Genomic DNA, 15,921 nt, shown 5'->3' on the forward strand with positions numbered 1-15,921 from the left:
CGACGGGAATGTGCTAGTAGTTGTCCCCTGCCTCATCCCACCAGGGATGCCCGGACGGCAGATCGCTGGAGACCTTGCCGGGGAATTCCGGCGGGCGTTTTTCCAGGAAGGACATGACGCCCTCCTTGGCGTCGTCGCCCATTCCGGCTTCCAGAATGCCGATCGATTCCAGGCGATGGGCCTCCATCGGATGAGCCGCGCCCTGCATGCGCCACGCCATCCGGCGCATCATGGCCAGCGATACGGGCGAGCATCGTTCAGCGATCTGGCGCGCCCGGTCACGGGCTTCCGCCATCAGGTCTTCGGCGGGCAGGACCCGGGCGACAAGACCCGCCTCGAAGGCCTCGGCTGCCGGGAAAGTCCGTCCCGTCAGGCCCCAGTCCATAGCTGTTGAAATGCCCACGACACGGGGCAGGAACCAGCTCGCGCAGCCGTCCCAGATGATGCCGCGGCGCGCGAAGGGGTAGGCAAATTTGGCATCGACCGAAGCCAGGCGGATATCCATCGGCAGGATCATCGTCGCGCCAATCCCGACTGAGGCGCCATTGATGGCTGCGATGACCGGCTTCAGGGCGTTCCAGATTCGCAGGTTGAGAACACCGCCGCGGTCACGCCATTTGGGATCCTTGGGATCAAATGTGCCGTTATGCTGGGTTTGGGCAACCATGTCGAAGGTCTCAACCCCGGTCGACAGATCCGCACCGGCACAGAAAGCGGGTGGTGAACCGGTGACAATGATGGCCTTGACCGCGTCATCGGCATCGGCGGCGTCGAACGCCGCCATGATCTCGTCGCCCATTTCATAGGTGAACGCGTTGAGCCGGTGCGGTCGGTGCATGGTGATGGTCGCGATCGCGTCCTCGACCTCGTAGCGGATCGTTTCGAACGTCATGTCTGTCCCCTTTTAATGATGGGTTTCATCCCCGGTACCGAATAGGCGCCCGCGCTCGGTGACAAGCACAATCGCAATCGCCGCCGCGCCCATCAGCGCCTGCCCGGCGATCAGCGGAATGGCGGTGCCGTCGTACAGCTGGCCGATGGCCCAGCCCACAAACGTCCCGCCGACACCGCTGATCATGCCGTAGGCCGCCGAGGCCGTGCCCGCGATATGACCCATGGGCTCCATGGCTATGGAGGAAAAATTGGCCGCGATCAGGCCGAGTGCGGCCAGGGCAATGGCGAGCAGTCCCAGGAAAGCTGCCGCACTGTGCACGCCCGCGAGCAGGCTGGCGGTATGGACCAGGCTGACCGCGGTGAAGACGATCAGGGCGGTATGAGCCAGGCGTCTTTGTCCCAGCCTTTGCACCAGGCGCGAATTGATAAAGCTCATCGCCCCCATGCCGGTCGCAATAATGGCGAAGGCCAGCGGAAACTGGTTATCGCCCAGCCCATAGGTGCTGATGAAGACCTGTTGCGAGGAGTTGAGGAAGGCGTAGAGCCCTCCGAAGAATGCCATCGCTGCAAGCGTGTAGCCGAGAAGCTGCCGGTTGCGCAGGGCTTCCGCGAAGGTCGCAACCGTCGTGCTGACCTTGAGCGGTACGCGGTATTCCGGATGCAGGGTTTCGGGCAGGCGGATATGGATCCAGGCCAGGAGCGCAATGCCGAAGAGGAAGAGGGCGCCAAAGATCCAGCGCCAGTCGGCCACGACCATGATCAGCTGCCCCATCGCCGGTGCCAGGACCGGCACGGCCATGAAGGCGGTCATCACCAGCGACATGATCTCGGCCATGCGCCGGCCGGAGGTCAGGTCGCGGGCAATCGCCACGGTAATGACCCGGCTGGCTGCCGCGGCCGCGCCCTGGGCGAACCGTGCGGTCAGCAGGAGGGTGAAGCTGGGTGTCATCGCGCAGATCAGCGTCACGATGAGATAAACCCCGATCGCGCCCATCATCACCGGCTTGCGCCCGAACCGGTCGGAGAGCGGGCCGTAGATGATCTGGGCCACGGCAAAGCCGAGCAGGTAGGCCGAAATCACATTCTGCTGGCTATTCGCCCGGGCAACGTCGAGATCGGCGGCGATATCGTCCAGCGCGGGCAGCATCATGTCGATCGACAGGGCGACCAGACCGGTAATGGCCACCATCAACGCCACCAGCTCCCACAAGGGAAGCGGCAGGTCGGAGTTGTCTCCGGATCGCGTGGCGATTGGGGTCGGGGAAGATGGGGTCATGGAACGCGCGACTGTGAGCCGCTGCGCTCCGGACCGCAAGCGTGTTGTCCCTTCGCTCGCCGGCAATATTGCGTGGGCACCCGTCTACACCTATCTATCACATGATAGGAGCGCCGGGAGCACGTCTTATGGACCGGGCAGGAACAGCGGAAAAAATCCTCGACGTGGCCGAAAGCCTGGCGCGACATGGCGGCTATGGCGGTTTCAGCTTTCGCGACCTGGCCAGCGCGGTCGGCATCAAGTCAGCCAGCGTGCACTATCATTTCCCGACCAAGGAAGCGCTCGGCGTGGCCATGACGCAGCGCTATAATGACCGCTTCCTCGACAGTCTGGGCGACCCCCGCGACAGCCGTTCCGTGGCCGAGAAACGGCAGGCCTTTATCGCCGGCTTCCGCGCCGCCCTGGTCGAGGAAAACCTCATGTGCCTGTGCGGCGTGCTCGGTGCGGAAAGCGCCAGCCTGCCCCAGCCCGTTGCCGCGGCGGCGCGGGGATTTTTCGAGCGGACCCGTGACTGGCTCCTGGAAGCGCTGGAGACCGACCCCGCACTGGGCGATGCCAAGGCCCGCGAGGTGGCCGCGCTGGAACTCGTGGCCCGGCTGGAAGGCGCCATGATCATGGCGCAGAGCCTGCAGGATGTGAGCGTGTTCGACCGGGTCGCGGCGAGCGGCTAGACGTTGAAACGGAAGTGCATCACATCGCCGTCCTTGACGATGTAGTCCTTGCCTTCCGCGCGCATCTTGCCGGCTTCCTTGGCCGCGCTTTCACCGCCGCATTCGACATAATCTTCGAAAGCGATGGTCTCGGCGCGGATGAAGCCCTTCTCGAAATCCCCATGGATGACGCCGGCGGCCTGCGGTGCGGTCCAGCCTTCATGAATGGTCCAGGCGCGGGCTTCTTTCGGGCCGGCCGTGAAATAGGTCTGCAGGCCAAGCAGGGAGTAGCCGGTATGGATGAGGCGATCGAGACCCGGCTCGGTCAGGCCGATCGTTTCCAGGTATTCCGCACGTTCTTCCTCGTCCTCGAGCAGGGCCAGCTCGCTCTCGATCTTGGCCGAGATCACCACAGCCTGGGCGCCTTCTTCCTCGGCGCGCTTGATGACGATTTCAGAATAGGCATTGCCATCGGCCGCTGAGGCTTCATCGACATTGGCGATGAAGAGGACCGGCTTCGTGGTCAGCAATTGCAGGCCGCGCCAGGCTTTTTCATCATCCTTGGAAATCTCGGCAAAGCGCGCCGGCTTGCCGGTATTGAGCTGTTCCAGGGCGATATCGACCAGGGCGAGGGTGGCCTTGGCCTCCTTGTCACCGGACTTGGCTTTCTTGTCCAAATTGGTGCGGCGCTTCTCTAGGCTTTCCAGATCCGCCAGCATCAGCTCGGTCTCAACGGTTTCCAGGTCGGCCAGCGGGTCGATCTTGTTGGCGACATGGGTGACGTCATCATCATCGAAACAGCGCAGCACATAGGCGATGGCGTCGGTTTCGCGGATATTGGCGAGGAATTGATTGCCCAGCCCTTCACCCTTGGAGGCACCGGCCACCAGGCCGGCAATATCAACGAAATTCATCCGCGCCGGCAGGACTTCCTTCGACTGGGCAATCTCGGCCAACTTGGCGAGGCGCGGTTCCGGCACCGCCACATCACCGACATTGGGCTCAATGGTGCAGAAAGGGTAGTTCGCCGCCTGCGCTGCCGCAGTTTGCGTCAGGGCGTTGAAGAGGGTGGACTTGCCGACGTTCGGAAGACCCACAATGCCGCATTTGAAACCCATAATGTCCTCGTCCTTGCCTGTCTCGCCGCGGCTTATAAGCGCTCTTGCGGCGGAAATCGATAATCTGTGCTGTTGCCGGCCTAGTCCGTGTCCGGCTTGCCGCGTTTGACCGGCTCTGGCGCCGGCGCCTTGTGCGTGACCTGGGTCTGGAAAGCGTCAAATTCGCCCTTGGACAGAAGGTCAACGGAGCCGGCGATAGCGTCGAGCAGGTCGATCAGCCAGGCCTCTTCCGCCTTGGAAAAATCCGACAGCACATAACCTGTGACCTTGTTGCGGTCGCCGGGATGGCCGACGCCGATGCGGCCGCGGCGGAAATCCGGGCCGAGCTGGCTGGTGGTCGACTTGATGCCGTTATTGCCGGCCGCCCCGCCGCCCAGTTTGAGCCGGAACTTGCCCGGCGCCAGGTCGAGCTCATCGTGAAAGACCACGACCTTCTCCGGCGGAACCTTGAAGAATTTCGCGGCCTCGCCAATGGCATGGCCGGAATTATTGTAGAAAGTCTGTGGCTTGAGCAGGAGCAGTTTTTCCGAGCCGATGGTCAGCTCGGTGGCCAGGCCCTGGAAGCGCTTGCGCCACGGCCCGCAGGACCAGGCCTGCGCCATGACGTCGAGCGCCATGAAGCCCACATTGTGACGGTTCTTGAGGTATTTCGGCTCGGGATTGCCGAGCCCGGCAAGGATCATCATGTCGCGACCCGGCTCCTCTCAGCAAAAGGCCGCGAACCCTTGCGAGTCGCGGCCTTTGAAACAGCGTGTCCGCTCCGGCGATGGAGCAGGGCGCGAGGGCTTATGCCTCGTCGCCGCCTTCAGCTTCGCCTTCAGCAGCTTCGCCTTCAGCGCCTGCTTCATCAGCAGCCGTGAGCACAGCGCGCGAGCCCTGCAGCGTGGCGACGGTGAAGTCACGATCGGAGATCGTCGGGGTCGCACCTTCCGGCAGTTTGATGGCGGAGATGTGCACCGAATCGCCGATGTCGAGGCCGGTCAGATCAGCTTCGATGAAGTCCGGGATATTGCCGGCCGGAACCAGCAATTCGACATCGTGGCGGACGATGTTGAGGACGCCGCCGCGCTTCATGCCCGGAGAGGCGGCTTCATTGATGAAGCGGACCGGGATTTCCATGTTGATCTTGGAGTCTTCGTCAACGCGGAACAGGTCGACATGCATGACCTTGTCAGAGATCGGGTGGAACTGGATGTCGCGAGCGATGACCGACTGGCGCTTACCTTCGTGATCCAGCTCCATCATGTTGGAGAGGAAATTGCCGGTCAGCAGGGCCTTGCGGACTTCATTGCCGCGCAGGTTGATTGCGACCGGATCCAGCTTGCCGCCATAGAGAACGCCCGGCACCAGGTCATCACGGCGGGCAGCGCGTGCGGCGCCCTTGCCAATACCTTCACGAACGTCAACAGTGAGAACGATGTTGCTCATCGGTCCTGATCCTTAAATGCAAGCGCCGCCTCACTTGGCGGGCGGCGACTTTATCTGGCATCGCGCCACAGTAATCTTTCGAGCGGCGGGCTATAGCCGATCCCCGCGAGCTGCGCAACCGCATGGGCGGGGAAGTAACAGCCGCAGGGCGCTTTTACTGCATTTGTTGCGGTGAGGGTAGCGGGGATGCGGCCTGAACGACCGGGTTGAACCCCTCATTCCGGATCGAGTCCGGGATGAGGGGAGCGTGGTTTGGATCAGCCCCGCGTCGGCTCACGTGCCGTGGGGTTCATCCAGCGATGGCGTTTCATTGAAAATCTCCATTCCGCAACCATCCAGACAAGGGTTCTCGCCCGGCCAGCTTGGCGCCGGCCGAGAGGAGAGGATGTGCGGGATGCCGGCCGTGCCGGATCTCTAGTATTTGTTTGTGTGGCATGACCTGGCATCCCGCACGCGGAGCTTTCCCGGACCGTCGCCGGACCGTGTCCAATCGGGGAAGTAGGAGCGGTCGGTCGTCTAGTGCCGCTGCGACCTCCCTCGACGCCCTGCCGGAGGTGGATACGCGTCACCGCACCCACCGCGGACAGGCTCCGCTGGTCCCCGGGCGATGTCGACGTGTACATCGCCTCTCATCCCGGGAGCTGGGGGGATTATCGCCGAGCGCCACCGACCGAGGATTATTTTCCCTCATCCCGGGCTTGATCCGGGACCTCGACGCCGTCGAGCTCGGCCCCTCAAGGTCCTGACTTGCGTCAGGATCAGGAGCTGAGACGCCCCCTCACTCCCGGCCCGCTCCGGACCGGCGGCGAGCGCCGGTCCCCCTCTCCCCTGGGAGAGGGGGGAGACAGCGTTTCCTAGAAGGGTGCCAGGTCCCAGCTGACAGCGAACGCCGCCAGCGCGACCGCTGACAGGCCGGTGATGGCAATGCCGATCAGCGAGCCGATCCGCACCGAACCCGCCGCGCGGGCGCGCCAGAGCTGGACCAGGGCGAGGAAGCCGAACACGCCGGCCAGCAGCGCCATCCAGGCACCCGTCGAGGCGGTGCTGGTCATGCCGGCGATGATGGCGAATTGCGAAATCTCGCTGGCCTCATAGGCGCCGAGCCCGACCATGACCGGGAAGGCGATGCCGGACAGCGCGGCAAACCAGGCCAGCCAGCGCGCGCCACCGGTATCGGCGGAAAGGGCCTCGGCGGAATTGAGGCTGATGCGGCGGGCGAGCCAGGCCAGCGGGTAGATGATGGCCGAGAAGATCAGCATCAACAGCGGCAGACCGAACCAGATCGCCGCCGGGGCCAGCGTCTTGGGATCATCCGATGCCATCGTGCCGGCGCGGATGACGGCGCTGGAGGTGAAGAAGTCGACATAGTCCGGCTGGTTGACGCCCTCTTCCAGGCAGGTCGCGTCAAGCGCCTGCGGGTCGGGATTGTCGAAGAAGGCATTCATCACCGGGCCGGCACATTGCGCCAGCGAGCGGGTCGGGCCATGGCCGGCGAAGGGCACTTCGACATAGCGGCTGTTGGAAAGGCCCGGCATGATGCGCTCGGCCAGCGGCGGCGGCGTGACCGGGTCCCAGGCGCCATTGACGACGAGGACCGGAATATCGGTAGAGATGAGGCCGTAGGCGTCCGGGTGCTGTTGACGCGGGGCCAGGCCTTCTTCGACGCAGACCTGGGCCTGATAGGCGGCCCCTTCGGCAAAGCCGAGGCCTTCGAGGATCGGGTTTTCAGCGACGTCCTCGTCAGCCACGGCCGCGCTGGCGGCGTAATAGCCGTCATTGCAGCGAATGGCGCTGGACATGCCCTGGGAGACCGCAATGCCGCCCAGATCGTCATCGCTGGCGAGCAATTCGAAAAGCGACATGTCGCCGGTTTCGATCGCGGTCAGCATCGTGTCCATGACGCCGGGGACGGCGGGGTGTTCGTCCTGCTCATACATCATCATGAAGGGGGCGAAGACGACGATCTCGGCCCCGAAGCTGACCCGGCCTTCCGGATTGATCTCGGTATTGTCGACCTCGACCACGATACGCTCGGCCTTGAGCGCTTCCATCGCAGCCGTAACCCGCGCTTCCAGATCCTCGCAGACCGCTGCATCGGTGCAGGTGGAATATACATTGTCCAGAACGCGCGTGACCCAGCGGCCGATGCGGCCGAGCCCGATGAGGTCATTGGGCACGATGGCGTCGATGACCATGGCGCGGGTGCCTTCGGGGTCTTCCTGCAGCACCATCTGGCCGAGCACGGAGCCGTAGGAAATGCCCCAGACATTCCAGTTCTCAAAACCCAGCGCCTGGCGCAGGGCGCGGACATCGCGGGCATTTTCAACCGTGTTGTAACCGGTCAGGTCGACACCGGCCTCGCGCGCCGTGCGGAAGCATTCGCGCATGCGTTCGGCACCATTGACCGAGGCCTGCAGCGGCGTGTCGGCCCAGGCAAGATCGCGGCGTACCGCATCATAGAAGGGGCAGAACTCACCGGAATTGGCGATGCCGCGCTGTTCCAGGATGTAGAGATCACGTTGTTGCAGAATGTCATGTTCACGCAGGCGCTCGGCATAACCTTCCAGAGCCACGCCCGGACCGCCGGTCAAATAAATGGCCGGATCCTCGCGCACATCGGCTTCGTCCTCGGCGGTGGAGGCGATCTTGACGTAATTGATGCGGATCATGCGGCTGTCGGGATTGCCGCGGTTTTCCGGCACCGCGATGAAGCCGCAGCTCATTTCGCCGACTTTATAGTCGAAGCTGAAGGGGCAGACATAGGGTTCGACCGAGGGAACCGGCCAGTCGATCGCAACCGGTGTTTCCGTTGCCGTCACCTCAGCCGGCGAGTCCGGTCCGGCTTCATCCTGCGCAAAGGCCGCTGCGCCCAGCGCAAACAGACCCGCGACAGCACTCGTGAGAATACGTTTCATGGCAATACCCCCAATGGCCCGCGCCCCCGCGCGGGTTCAATTCTGATGGGAGTGTAGGCTCAGACCTGGGTGCGGTCGATAGCCGATCTAGTCGAACAGTTTCGACACCGACTCGTCATTGGCGATGCGGCGGATCGCTTCGCCCAGCAGCGGGGCGACCGGCAGGCGGCGGACCTTGTCGGTCACCGTTGCGGTCGGATCCGGGATGATGCTGTCGGTCACGACCAGCTCATTCAGTTCCGACTTGGCGATACGGCCCGGCGCGTCATTGGATAGAACGCCATGGGTGACATAGGCGGAGACGTCGATGGCCCCCTTTTCCTTCAGCGCCGCTGCGGCATTGCACAGCGTGCCGCCGCTATCACACATATCGTCGAACAGGATGCAGCGGCGGCCTTCGACTTCACCGATGATATTCATCACTTCCGACTGGCCGGCCTTGGGGCGGCGCTTGTCGACAATGGCGATCTCCGCATCGAGCAGCTTGGCCAGCGCCCGGGCGCGCACCACACCGCCGACATCGGGGGAGACGATGAGAAGGTCGTCCTTCTCGGAATATTTGCGGCGGATATCGTCCTCGATCACCTTGGTGGCGAAGAGGTTGTCGGTCGGGATGTCGAAAAAGCCCTGGATCTGGCCGGCATGCAGGTCGATGGTCAGAACCCGGTCGGCGCCGGCCTTGGCGATGATATTGGCGACCAGTTTGGCCGAGATCGGCGTGCGGCCGCCGGTTTTGCGATCCTGGCGGGCATAGCCGAAATAGGGCACCACTGCGGTGATCCGGCGGGCCGAGGCGCGGACCAGGGCGTCGATACAGATCAACAGCTCCATAAGGTGGTCATTGGCCGGGCTGGAGGTCGACTGGATGATGAAGACGTCCTCGCCGCGCACATTCTCGTCGATGCGGACGAAAATCTCGCCATCGGCGAAGCGTTCGATCTCGGTCGCGGTCAGGGGGGCATCGAGATAGTCCGCGATAGCCCGAGCCAGAGGCTCGTTGGAAGTGCCCGACATCAGTTTCATGGTGCTCGCCCCGCGCGTGTGAAATTAGCGCGCTGCTTAACAGAGGGGCGCAAAAGAATGAACCCGAAAAAGCGCCAAAAGCGGTTGTTAAAAATATCAGTCTGCAGAGAAAGCCGGGGGGGCGGGCAGGCCGGGTGATTGTAGCGCGATGGCCTTGAACAGATCCCCCATCTGATCGGGGTCGGTCAGGCGGAAGACCTGGCGTGCGATCAGGGCGCGCTTTTCCGGGGCGGACTGACTCAGGGCCGCTGCGCGGGCCTCAAGGCCCATCCGGTTGAGGAATGCGCCCTGACCCAGCGGGCCCTGGCTGTCCAGACCCTGTGCCCGGGCCGCGGCGCTCAGAGCCTCAAAATTCACCCGGGCGGTCAGATCGGCTGTGCCGGGTTCATCGAGCACTTCAACCTTTTCATGCGCCCGGATCGCTTGCAGCGTATCGCCGGCCTCGCTGGTGGCCGGGCCATAATCGATGAACAGGGCGCGGCCGGGAGCGTCTTTGAACCGGGCCGCCAGAGCTTCGACGACTTGCAGGTCGCCGGGACGGAATTCCGCCAATTGGCCGTCGGGCAGGTCACGCAGACGCGGCGGAATCAGATCCGTATCCGGGCCGAGATCGGGGCCGAGTGCAAAGACGAACTCATTGTCGTCACCCAGCGCCACCATGCGTTCATGCCAGTTGCCGCGATGCCGGATGGCCTGGCGCAGGGGCAGGCAGTCGAGAAACTCATTGCCCAGGATGATGGACGGGCCGGGGGCGACGGCCTCAAGCCGGTCAGCCCAGCCGATCTGGGCACCGCTGGGCCCCAGGGTCTGGGCCTGGACCGATTTCAGGGCGGCGCTCGCTTCGATCAGGGTGATCCGGGCGGAGTCGAGAAAGCCGGGCAGGGCGCGCGCAGTGCGCAACACGTCCGACATCATCGTGCCGCGGCCGGGGCCAAGCTCGATCAGGCGAACCTGATCAGGGCGGCCGAGATCGACCCAGCTCTGAAGCACGAACAGCCCCACCAGCTCGCCGAATATCTGGCTGATCTCCGGCGCGGTGATGAAGTCCGAACCGGCGCCGATCGGGTCTTTGGTGGCGTAGAAACCCTCGACCGGGTCGAACAGGGCCTCGGTCATGAAATTGGCAATGGAAAGCGGGCCCTGTTCGCGGATCCGCGCCTTCAGGCGGTCTGCGATCATGCGGCCGCCTTGCCGGGTTGATCGGTTTTCACGGCGCGCCAGATCAGCCAGCCGCCCAGCGCAATCATTGGCAGGGACAAGAGCATGCCCATGGTGATGATGCCCTGCAGCGCCGGGATCATGTGATTATCCGGCTCACGGACGGTCTCCATCAAGGCACGGAACAGGCCGTAGAAGAGCAGGAACAGGCCCGCATTCAGCCCCGGTTTGGACAGGGAGCGGAATTTCCACGTGGCGATGTTGATGATGGCGAACAGGGCGAGGCCTTCGAGGGCGGCCTGGTAAAGCTGGCTCGGATGCCGGGTCAGGCAGAGCGGGTCATTGGCAAAGCGCATCGCCCAGGGGCCGTCCCAGGGGCGCCCCCAGAGCTCGCCATTGATGAAGTTCGCCATGCGCCCGAAGAACAGGCCGATCGGTGTGACCACGGCGGCCGCATCCGCGATACGCCAGAGATCCAGCTTGTTGCTGCGGGCGAAGTACCACAGTGCCAGGGAGACACCGATCAGGCCGCCATGAAAGGCCATGCCGCCATCGGTAATCCCCAGGACGATGTCCTGCGGCCGCTGCCAGATCATTTCCGGGTAGTAGAACAACACATAGCCGAGACGGCCGCCTGCGATCACGCCGAGTGTCGCCCAGAACAGGAGGTCATCGACCTGTGGCTCGTTGAAGGGGGCTTTGGGCGTCTTGGTACCGGCCGGATGCCAGACATGCGCCCGACGGCTCAGCGCGACCATGTAGCGCCAGCCCAGGATTAGCCCGGCAATATAGGCGATCGCATACCAGCGTAGGGCAAACCAGGCCGGTTCATGGGTGCCGAAGTGGAAACCATCGGGACCGATCGAAAATAGGATCGGGTCAATCAGGTCGAAACTGGCCGGGCAGATTTGCATGATATCTCGCTATTACCGCTGCGCTTCTTGCCGATACGCACGTACTTCAGGTGCAGATGTGACGCTTCGGCACGTTGCGCTTTGGCACCCCGCACCGCATATAGGGCTTCCCCGACACTCTAATGGCTTTCTTTGATGCAAACGCGCAACCCGCTTCTCAATGATTTCGCAGATTTGATGACCGACGCTTTCGGTGCCGCCCAGGCTGTGGGTGAAGAAGCGCAGGCCATGTTCCGTGCCCGCGCGGATCGAATCATTGCCGATATGGACCTGGTATCGCGCGAGGAATACGACGCGGTGAAAGCCAATCTGGCCGATGCGGTTGCTATCATCGCGGCCCTCGAGGCGCGGGTTGAGGCGCTCGAAAAAGCCAGCGAAAAGAAACCGGTAACGCGCAAGCGCAAGGCTCGGGCCAAAGCTGCTGCAGCGAAATCCACAGACTGACCCCAGCGCGCAAAGCGCTTTTTATTGCGCCTGTCGTGGCGCGGTCATACCGTCCTTGCACGGTGTGAGTCGCCGCGCAGACGAAGAAGATGGCTCCATGGACCTGCTCTCTGATGATGTCACCCTGACTGCGACCGACCCGCTCGATGCGGTCGAGCAGGCGGTGATCGCCGAACAATATCCTTACGACCGCGACGAGAGTGGCGAGCTGCATATCAGCACGCCCGGTGCCTGGCGGGATCATCAGATCTGGTTCGCCTGGCGGCCGGACCTGGAGGCGCTGCATGTCTGCGCCAGCCTCGACCTGAAAGTGCCGGCGAACCGCTACCGCGATGTTTGCGAACTGGTCGCGCGCCTGAATGAAAAGCTCTGGATCGGTCATTTCGACGTCTGGGCCGAAGATGGCTCCATCGTCTATCGCCACGCCATGTCCCTGCCGGGCGACACGCCGGTGACTGCAGCTCAGGCGGCGGTAATGATTGCCGCGGCGCGCGAAGCAGGTGAACGTTTCTATCCGGCCTTCCACTTCCTCATCTGGGGCGGCAAGACGCCGGAAGAAGCAACCACAGCCGCGATGTTCGAAACCGCGGGCGAGGCCTGATCACACTTATGAGCCAAGCTGGAAAGATTGCCCTTATCGGGGCCGGTCATATGGGCGGTGCGCTGGCGGCCGGATGGCTGCGGAACAAGCGAACCGGGATCAAGGCTGAAGACATTCTCATCGTTGACCCCTCGCCAAGCGAGGTGGTCGAGGCGCTGATCGAGGATCACGGACTTGAACATATTGATCGTTTAAGCCTGACAGCCTCGACACAGATCGGCACTGTTGTGCTGGCCGTGAAACCGCAGGTGCTCGACAGCCTGGCAGAAAGCCTGTCGCCGCTCCTGACCAAGGAGACCGCCATCCTGTCGATCATGGCGGGGATCACGATCAAGCGCCTGGAAAATGTCTTCGGTGACCGCCCGATCGTGCGTGCCATGCCCAATACGCCGACGGCTGTTGGTTCCGGCATCTCGGTCTGCGTTTCCAACCCGGCCGGTGAGCATTTCGAGAACCAGGCCACCAAGCTTCTCAAGGTCGGCGGCGATGTCGAATGGGTGCGCGATGAGCGCCTGCTCGGTGCCGTCACAGCCGTATCCGGGTCCGGCCCGGCCTATGTTTTCCTGCTCGCCGAGGCGCTCGCCGGTGCCGGCTTCGCTGAAGGCTTGCCTCGGGAGCTGGCCGACAAGCTGGCGCGGCAAACGATTGTCGGCGCAGGTGCGCTGCTCGCTGCGTCGGACAAGTCTCCGCAGGACTTGCGCCGTGCAGTGACCTCGCCGAACGGCACTACGCAGGCCGCACTCGATGTGCTGATGGGCTCGGGCGGTGGTTTGCCGGAACTGGTGCGCATGGCCGTCAACGCGGCGGAGCGACGGTCCCGCGCGCTCGGTGCCGAGCCGGAAAACCGCTAGCGCCTGGACCTAACCCGGCAGGCTCAATACGGCCCGCAATCCCCCCATCGGACTTTCGCCCAGGCGTAGCTCGCCGCCATGATTGCGCGCGACATCGCGGGTGATGGCGAGGCCGAGGCCGACGCCCTTGCGGTTCTGGTTGCGGCTTTCATCCAGGCGCGAGAAGGGTTTGAGAGCTTCCTCGATCTGGTCCTTGGGAATGCCTGGCCCGTCATCATCGATAATGATTTCAATCCGGCCACCATTGCGGCGCACGCTGACGGCGACATGCTCGCCGAAGCCGGCGGCGTTGGAGACCAGATTGGCGATCGCCCGGCGCACCGTGCTGACGCGGACATCGGCAATGAGGTCGCCGTCATAATGGACATCGATGGGCGTGCCGGTATGGGCCATGTCGCTGGTGACTTCCTCGGCCAGGGCGCCGAGATCGGTCGGCTCGGTCTCGTCCGACATCTGCCCGCGTGCAAAATCGAGATACTCGTCGAGCATTTCTTCCATTGCGGCAAGATCGCGCTTGGCGTCCTCCCGCTCGGGGCTTTCCGGCATCAGGGCCAGCTGCAGGCGCAGCCGCGTCAATGGCGTGCGCAGATCATGGCTCACCCCGGCCAGGATGGCGGTGCGCTGTTCGAGATGGCGTTTGATGCGGGCGCGCATCTCCAGGAAGGCGTGGGCGGCCTGGCGAACCTCGGTCGCCCCGGCGGGCCGAAAATGCGCCACATCCTGGCCGCGGCCGAATTGCTCGGCTGCGTCGGCGAGGCGGCGGATCGGTTTGACCTGGTTTCGGATGAAGACAATGGAGACCGCGGTCAGAAGGGTCGAGGCCCCGATGATCCACAACAGGAAGATATGCCCGGTTGTGGCAAAAACCCGCTCGCGCAGGGCGATGAAGCGCAAAACGCCGCCATCGACCTCGACGCGGACATCGACATAGCTGGGATAGCGCGTGGTATCGAACCAGAATTCATTGCTGATCTGGGCCGAAAGCGCGGAGCGCAGCGTGCGATCCAGCGTTCGGAAAAATGACGAGCGGCGCGCCGTGGGCAGGGTTTCGCCTTCCCGGAAATCCACCGACAGCCGCATCGTCGCATAGGCTGTGTCGGCGAGACGGTCGAACTGGGGATTGCCCGGATCGTCTTGCTCGTAGAGCGCCGTCATCATGGCGATATCGCCGGCCACGCCTTCCGACAGCCGGCTCGTCACCGTCTCCCAGTGTTCCTCGAAGAAGGACCAGGCGACGGCCACCTGCATTAGGGCCACCGGCATGACAATGATCAGCAGGGTGCGGCCGAACAGGCCTTTGGGCGTGATGCGACGCAGAAGACTCATCGCACCGCCTAGTCCTCGAAAACCGGGTCGGCAGCCAGGCGATAGCCTTCACCGCGCACGGTTTGCAAATGCAACGGCTCCTTGGGGTCGTTCTCCAGCTTGCGCCGCAAGCGCGTCACCTGGACATCAACCGCGCGCTCACCGCTGCCTGTTCGCTCCGACAGGGCGAGACGCGAGACCGGCTGGCCGGCGCTGGCCGCGAGGGCGGCCAGCAGGGCGCTTTCTCCTCCGGTCAGCCGCACCGGTTCGCCGGAGCGTGAGAGTTGTTCGCGGTCGATATCAAAACTCCAGTCACCGAATTCGACGCGCTTGATCGCTGCCTGGGCCGGCTTGGTCCGGCGCAGGATGGCATTGATGCGCAGGATGAGTTCTTCCGGCTCGAAGGGCTTGGAGAGATAGTCATCAGCACCGAGGCTGAGCCCCTTGATGCGGTCTTCCGCTTCTCCCCGTGCCGTCAGCAGCATGATCGGAGTTTCCGACTGGCCCCGCACCGCCTCTGTCATCTCGAACCCGTCCATGCCCGGCATCATAACGTCGAGTACCAGGAGATCGAATTCCAGGGCCTTCATGGTTGCGAGGGCTCGGCTGGCATTCTCTGCGGTGGAGACACGATAGCCGCGTTCCTGCAGAAAACGCTTCAACAGCGCCCGGATGCGGTCGTCGTCATCGACGACGAGGATATGGGCCTCGTCTGCGGCGATATCAGTCATTGGCGCTCCCGTTGGCGCGAAAATAGCTCAGTCCGGTCTGAAGCGCCAAGGCCGCAACGAGCCAGAGACCGCCAATCCAGATCAGCAATACGGCTTCATAGGCCAGCCAGCCCAGTGGCAGGGCGATCAGCGGCAAGCCGGCGACACCCATGGCGAGCGCTGTCTTGAGCTTGGCGGTCAGGCTGACTGGGGCGGTTTCGGCCGGTGATCTCGACATCAGTCGACGCACCGTGATCGCCGCATCGCGCAGGATGATGGCGAAGACCGGGACATAGACTTCCGGCGGTGCGGCCAGCATCAGGGTGTAGACCAGCAGGTAAAGATCGACGAGCAGCTTGTCGGCGATCGGGTCGAGCACGGACCCCAGGCCGCTTTCCACCTGCCAGCGCCGCGCCAGATGGCCATCGAGCCAGTCGGTGGCAGCGGAGATGAAGAAGGCGGCAAAGGCAAATCGGCTGAGATCCAGCGCCAGGCGCGAGCCCGGCTCCAACGTCAGTCCGAACACGGTGTGTCCGTTTTCCAGGCCGAACGAGGTGTAGAGCGCGAGCGCACCGGTGATCGCGAGCAGGATACGCAGCGATGTCAGAATGTTGGGAATGTGGGAGCGCAAGGG

16 protein-coding genes are annotated in these 15,921 nt (G+C 63.5%); 4 read left to right on the forward strand and 12 right to left on the reverse strand.

Annotated elements, in window-relative coordinates; all coding sequences use genetic code 11:
• Window positions 1-13 precede the first annotated feature (13 nt).
• Both Q1V51_RS08115 and Q1V51_RS08120 read right to left on the reverse strand, forming a co-directional pair.
• Entirely contained in the window at window positions 14-892 is an 879-nt protein-coding gene (locus Q1V51_RS08115) for an enoyl-CoA hydratase-related protein (RefSeq protein WP_300555145.1), read from the reverse strand.
• Window positions 893-904: 12 nt separating this feature from the next.
• The gene (locus tag Q1V51_RS08120) at window positions 905-2,170 is read right to left on the reverse strand and encodes a multidrug effflux MFS transporter (RefSeq protein WP_300555147.1); all 1,266 of its coding nucleotides are present in this window, start codon (window positions 2,168-2,170) and stop codon (window positions 905-907) included.
• Between the two features lie 128 nt (window positions 2,171-2,298).
• On the opposite strand from Q1V51_RS08120, the gene Q1V51_RS08125 reads away from it, so the two are divergent.
• The gene (locus Q1V51_RS08125; protein WP_300555149.1) at window positions 2,299-2,841 is read left to right on the forward strand and encodes a TetR/AcrR family transcriptional regulator; all 543 of its coding nucleotides are present in this window, start codon (window positions 2,299-2,301) and stop codon (window positions 2,839-2,841) included.
• Here the strand turns inward: Q1V51_RS08125 and ychF are convergent.
• The 7 genes from ychF to lgt form a co-directional block, all read right to left on the reverse strand.
• Window positions 2,838-3,938, reverse strand: a complete 1,101-nt coding sequence (gene ychF / locus Q1V51_RS08130) for a redox-regulated ATPase YchF (RefSeq protein WP_300555152.1) — start codon at window positions 3,936-3,938, stop codon at window positions 2,838-2,840. The two genes, Q1V51_RS08125 and ychF, sit on opposite strands and share 4 nt — an antisense overlap.
• An 80-nt stretch (window positions 3,939-4,018) precedes the next feature.
• Window positions 4,019-4,624, reverse strand: a complete 606-nt coding sequence (pth, locus tag Q1V51_RS08135; protein ID WP_300555155.1) for an aminoacyl-tRNA hydrolase — start codon at window positions 4,622-4,624, stop codon at window positions 4,019-4,021.
• A gap of 100 nt (window positions 4,625-4,724) precedes the next feature.
• The gene (locus Q1V51_RS08140; RefSeq protein WP_300555157.1) at window positions 4,725-5,366 is read right to left on the reverse strand and encodes a 50S ribosomal protein L25/general stress protein Ctc; all 642 of its coding nucleotides are present in this window, start codon (window positions 5,364-5,366) and stop codon (window positions 4,725-4,727) included.
• An 854-nt stretch (window positions 5,367-6,220) separates the two neighbouring features.
• Window positions 6,221-8,281: an alpha/beta hydrolase gene (locus Q1V51_RS08145; RefSeq protein ID WP_300555159.1), complete on the reverse strand. Its 2,061-nt coding sequence runs from the start codon at window positions 8,279-8,281 to the stop codon at window positions 6,221-6,223.
• Window positions 8,282-8,368: 87 nt separating this feature from the next.
• A complete protein-coding gene (locus tag Q1V51_RS08150) occupies window positions 8,369-9,304 on the reverse strand; it encodes a ribose-phosphate pyrophosphokinase (RefSeq protein WP_300555161.1) in 936 nt (311 codons plus the stop codon).
• A gap of 96 nt (window positions 9,305-9,400) precedes the next feature.
• Complete coding sequence (locus tag Q1V51_RS08155) at window positions 9,401-10,483, reverse strand: SAM-dependent methyltransferase (RefSeq protein ID WP_300555164.1); 1,083 nt, start codon at window positions 10,481-10,483, stop codon at window positions 9,401-9,403.
• Window positions 10,480-11,376 carry a prolipoprotein diacylglyceryl transferase gene (gene lgt, locus Q1V51_RS08160; protein WP_300555166.1) on the reverse strand — a complete coding sequence of 299 codons (897 nt, stop codon included), beginning with the start codon at window positions 11,374-11,376 and terminating at the stop codon, window positions 10,480-10,482. Before lgt ends, Q1V51_RS08155 begins: the two co-directional genes overlap by 4 nt.
• A gap of 135 nt (window positions 11,377-11,511) precedes the next feature.
• On the opposite strand from lgt, the gene Q1V51_RS08165 reads away from it, so the two are divergent.
• From Q1V51_RS08165 to proC, 3 genes are all read left to right on the forward strand, one after another.
• On the forward strand, window positions 11,512-11,820 hold the full coding sequence (locus Q1V51_RS08165) for an accessory factor UbiK family protein (RefSeq protein ID WP_300555169.1): 309 nt from the start codon (window positions 11,512-11,514) through the stop codon (window positions 11,818-11,820).
• Between the two features lie 97 nt (window positions 11,821-11,917).
• Window positions 11,918-12,421 carry a YbjN domain-containing protein gene (locus Q1V51_RS08170; protein ID WP_300555172.1) on the forward strand — a complete coding sequence of 168 codons (504 nt, stop codon included), beginning with the start codon at window positions 11,918-11,920 and terminating at the stop codon, window positions 12,419-12,421.
• A gap of 8 nt (window positions 12,422-12,429) precedes the next feature.
• Window positions 12,430-13,272, forward strand: coding sequence for a pyrroline-5-carboxylate reductase (gene proC, locus Q1V51_RS08175; RefSeq protein ID WP_300555175.1), 843 nt, complete (start codon window positions 12,430-12,432; stop codon window positions 13,270-13,272).
• Between the two features lie 9 nt (window positions 13,273-13,281).
• Here proC and Q1V51_RS08180 read toward each other — a convergent pair whose 3' ends face one another.
• The 3 genes from Q1V51_RS08180 to Q1V51_RS08190 are packed head-to-tail and all read right to left on the reverse strand — an operon-like array spanning window position 13,282 to window position 15,918.
• Window positions 13,282-14,598 (reverse strand): ATP-binding protein, encoded by a 1,317-nt coding sequence (locus Q1V51_RS08180; RefSeq protein ID WP_300555178.1) that lies wholly within the window; start codon window positions 14,596-14,598, stop codon window positions 13,282-13,284.
• 8 nt (window positions 14,599-14,606) lie between these two features.
• A complete protein-coding gene (locus tag Q1V51_RS08185) occupies window positions 14,607-15,308 on the reverse strand; it encodes a response regulator transcription factor (RefSeq protein ID WP_300555181.1) in 702 nt (233 codons plus the stop codon).
• Entirely contained in the window at window positions 15,301-15,918 is a 618-nt protein-coding gene (locus Q1V51_RS08190; RefSeq protein WP_300555184.1) for a CDP-alcohol phosphatidyltransferase family protein, read from the reverse strand. Before Q1V51_RS08190 ends, Q1V51_RS08185 begins: the two co-directional genes overlap by 8 nt.
• Window positions 15,919-15,921: the final 3 nt, after the last annotated feature.

It is taken from the genome of Maricaulis sp., from assembly GCF_030149235.1.
Classification (GTDB): domain Bacteria; phylum Pseudomonadota; class Alphaproteobacteria; order Caulobacterales; family Maricaulaceae; genus Maricaulis.

Coding starts and splice junctions, on each gene's coding strand:
- Q1V51_RS08150 (WP_300555161.1), bottom strand. CDS start 9,304: ATGAAACTGATGTCGGGCACTTCCAACGAGCCTCTGGCTCGGGCTATC.
- pth (WP_300555155.1), bottom strand. CDS start 4,624: ATGATGATCCTTGCCGGGCTCGGCAATCCCGAGCCGAAATACCTCAAG.
- Q1V51_RS08140 (WP_300555157.1), bottom strand. CDS start 5,366: ATGAGCAACATCGTTCTCACTGTTGACGTTCGTGAAGGTATTGGCAAG.
- Q1V51_RS08115 (WP_300555145.1), bottom strand. CDS start 892: ATGACGTTCGAAACGATCCGCTACGAGGTCGAGGACGCGATCGCGACC.
- Q1V51_RS08145 (WP_300555159.1), bottom strand. CDS start 8,281: ATGAAACGTATTCTCACGAGTGCTGTCGCGGGTCTGTTTGCGCTGGGC.
- Q1V51_RS08170 (WP_300555172.1), top strand. CDS start 11,918: ATGGACCTGCTCTCTGATGATGTCACCCTGACTGCGACCGACCCGCTC.
- Q1V51_RS08165 (WP_300555169.1), top strand. CDS start 11,512: ATGCAAACGCGCAACCCGCTTCTCAATGATTTCGCAGATTTGATGACC.
- Q1V51_RS08180 (WP_300555178.1), bottom strand. CDS start 14,598: ATGAGTCTTCTGCGTCGCATCACGCCCAAAGGCCTGTTCGGCCGCACC.
- Q1V51_RS08185 (WP_300555181.1), bottom strand. CDS start 15,308: ATGACTGATATCGCCGCAGACGAGGCCCATATCCTCGTCGTCGATGAC.
- ychF (WP_300555152.1), bottom strand. CDS start 3,938: ATGGGTTTCAAATGCGGCATTGTGGGTCTTCCGAACGTCGGCAAGTCC.
- lgt (WP_300555166.1), bottom strand. CDS start 11,376: ATGCAAATCTGCCCGGCCAGTTTCGACCTGATTGACCCGATCCTATTT.
- Q1V51_RS08125 (WP_300555149.1), top strand. CDS start 2,299: ATGGACCGGGCAGGAACAGCGGAAAAAATCCTCGACGTGGCCGAAAGC.
- proC (WP_300555175.1), top strand. CDS start 12,430: ATGAGCCAAGCTGGAAAGATTGCCCTTATCGGGGCCGGTCATATGGGC.
- Q1V51_RS08155 (WP_300555164.1), bottom strand. CDS start 10,483: ATGATCGCAGACCGCCTGAAGGCGCGGATCCGCGAACAGGGCCCGCTT.
- Q1V51_RS08120 (WP_300555147.1), bottom strand. CDS start 2,170: ATGACCCCATCTTCCCCGACCCCAATCGCCACGCGATCCGGAGACAAC.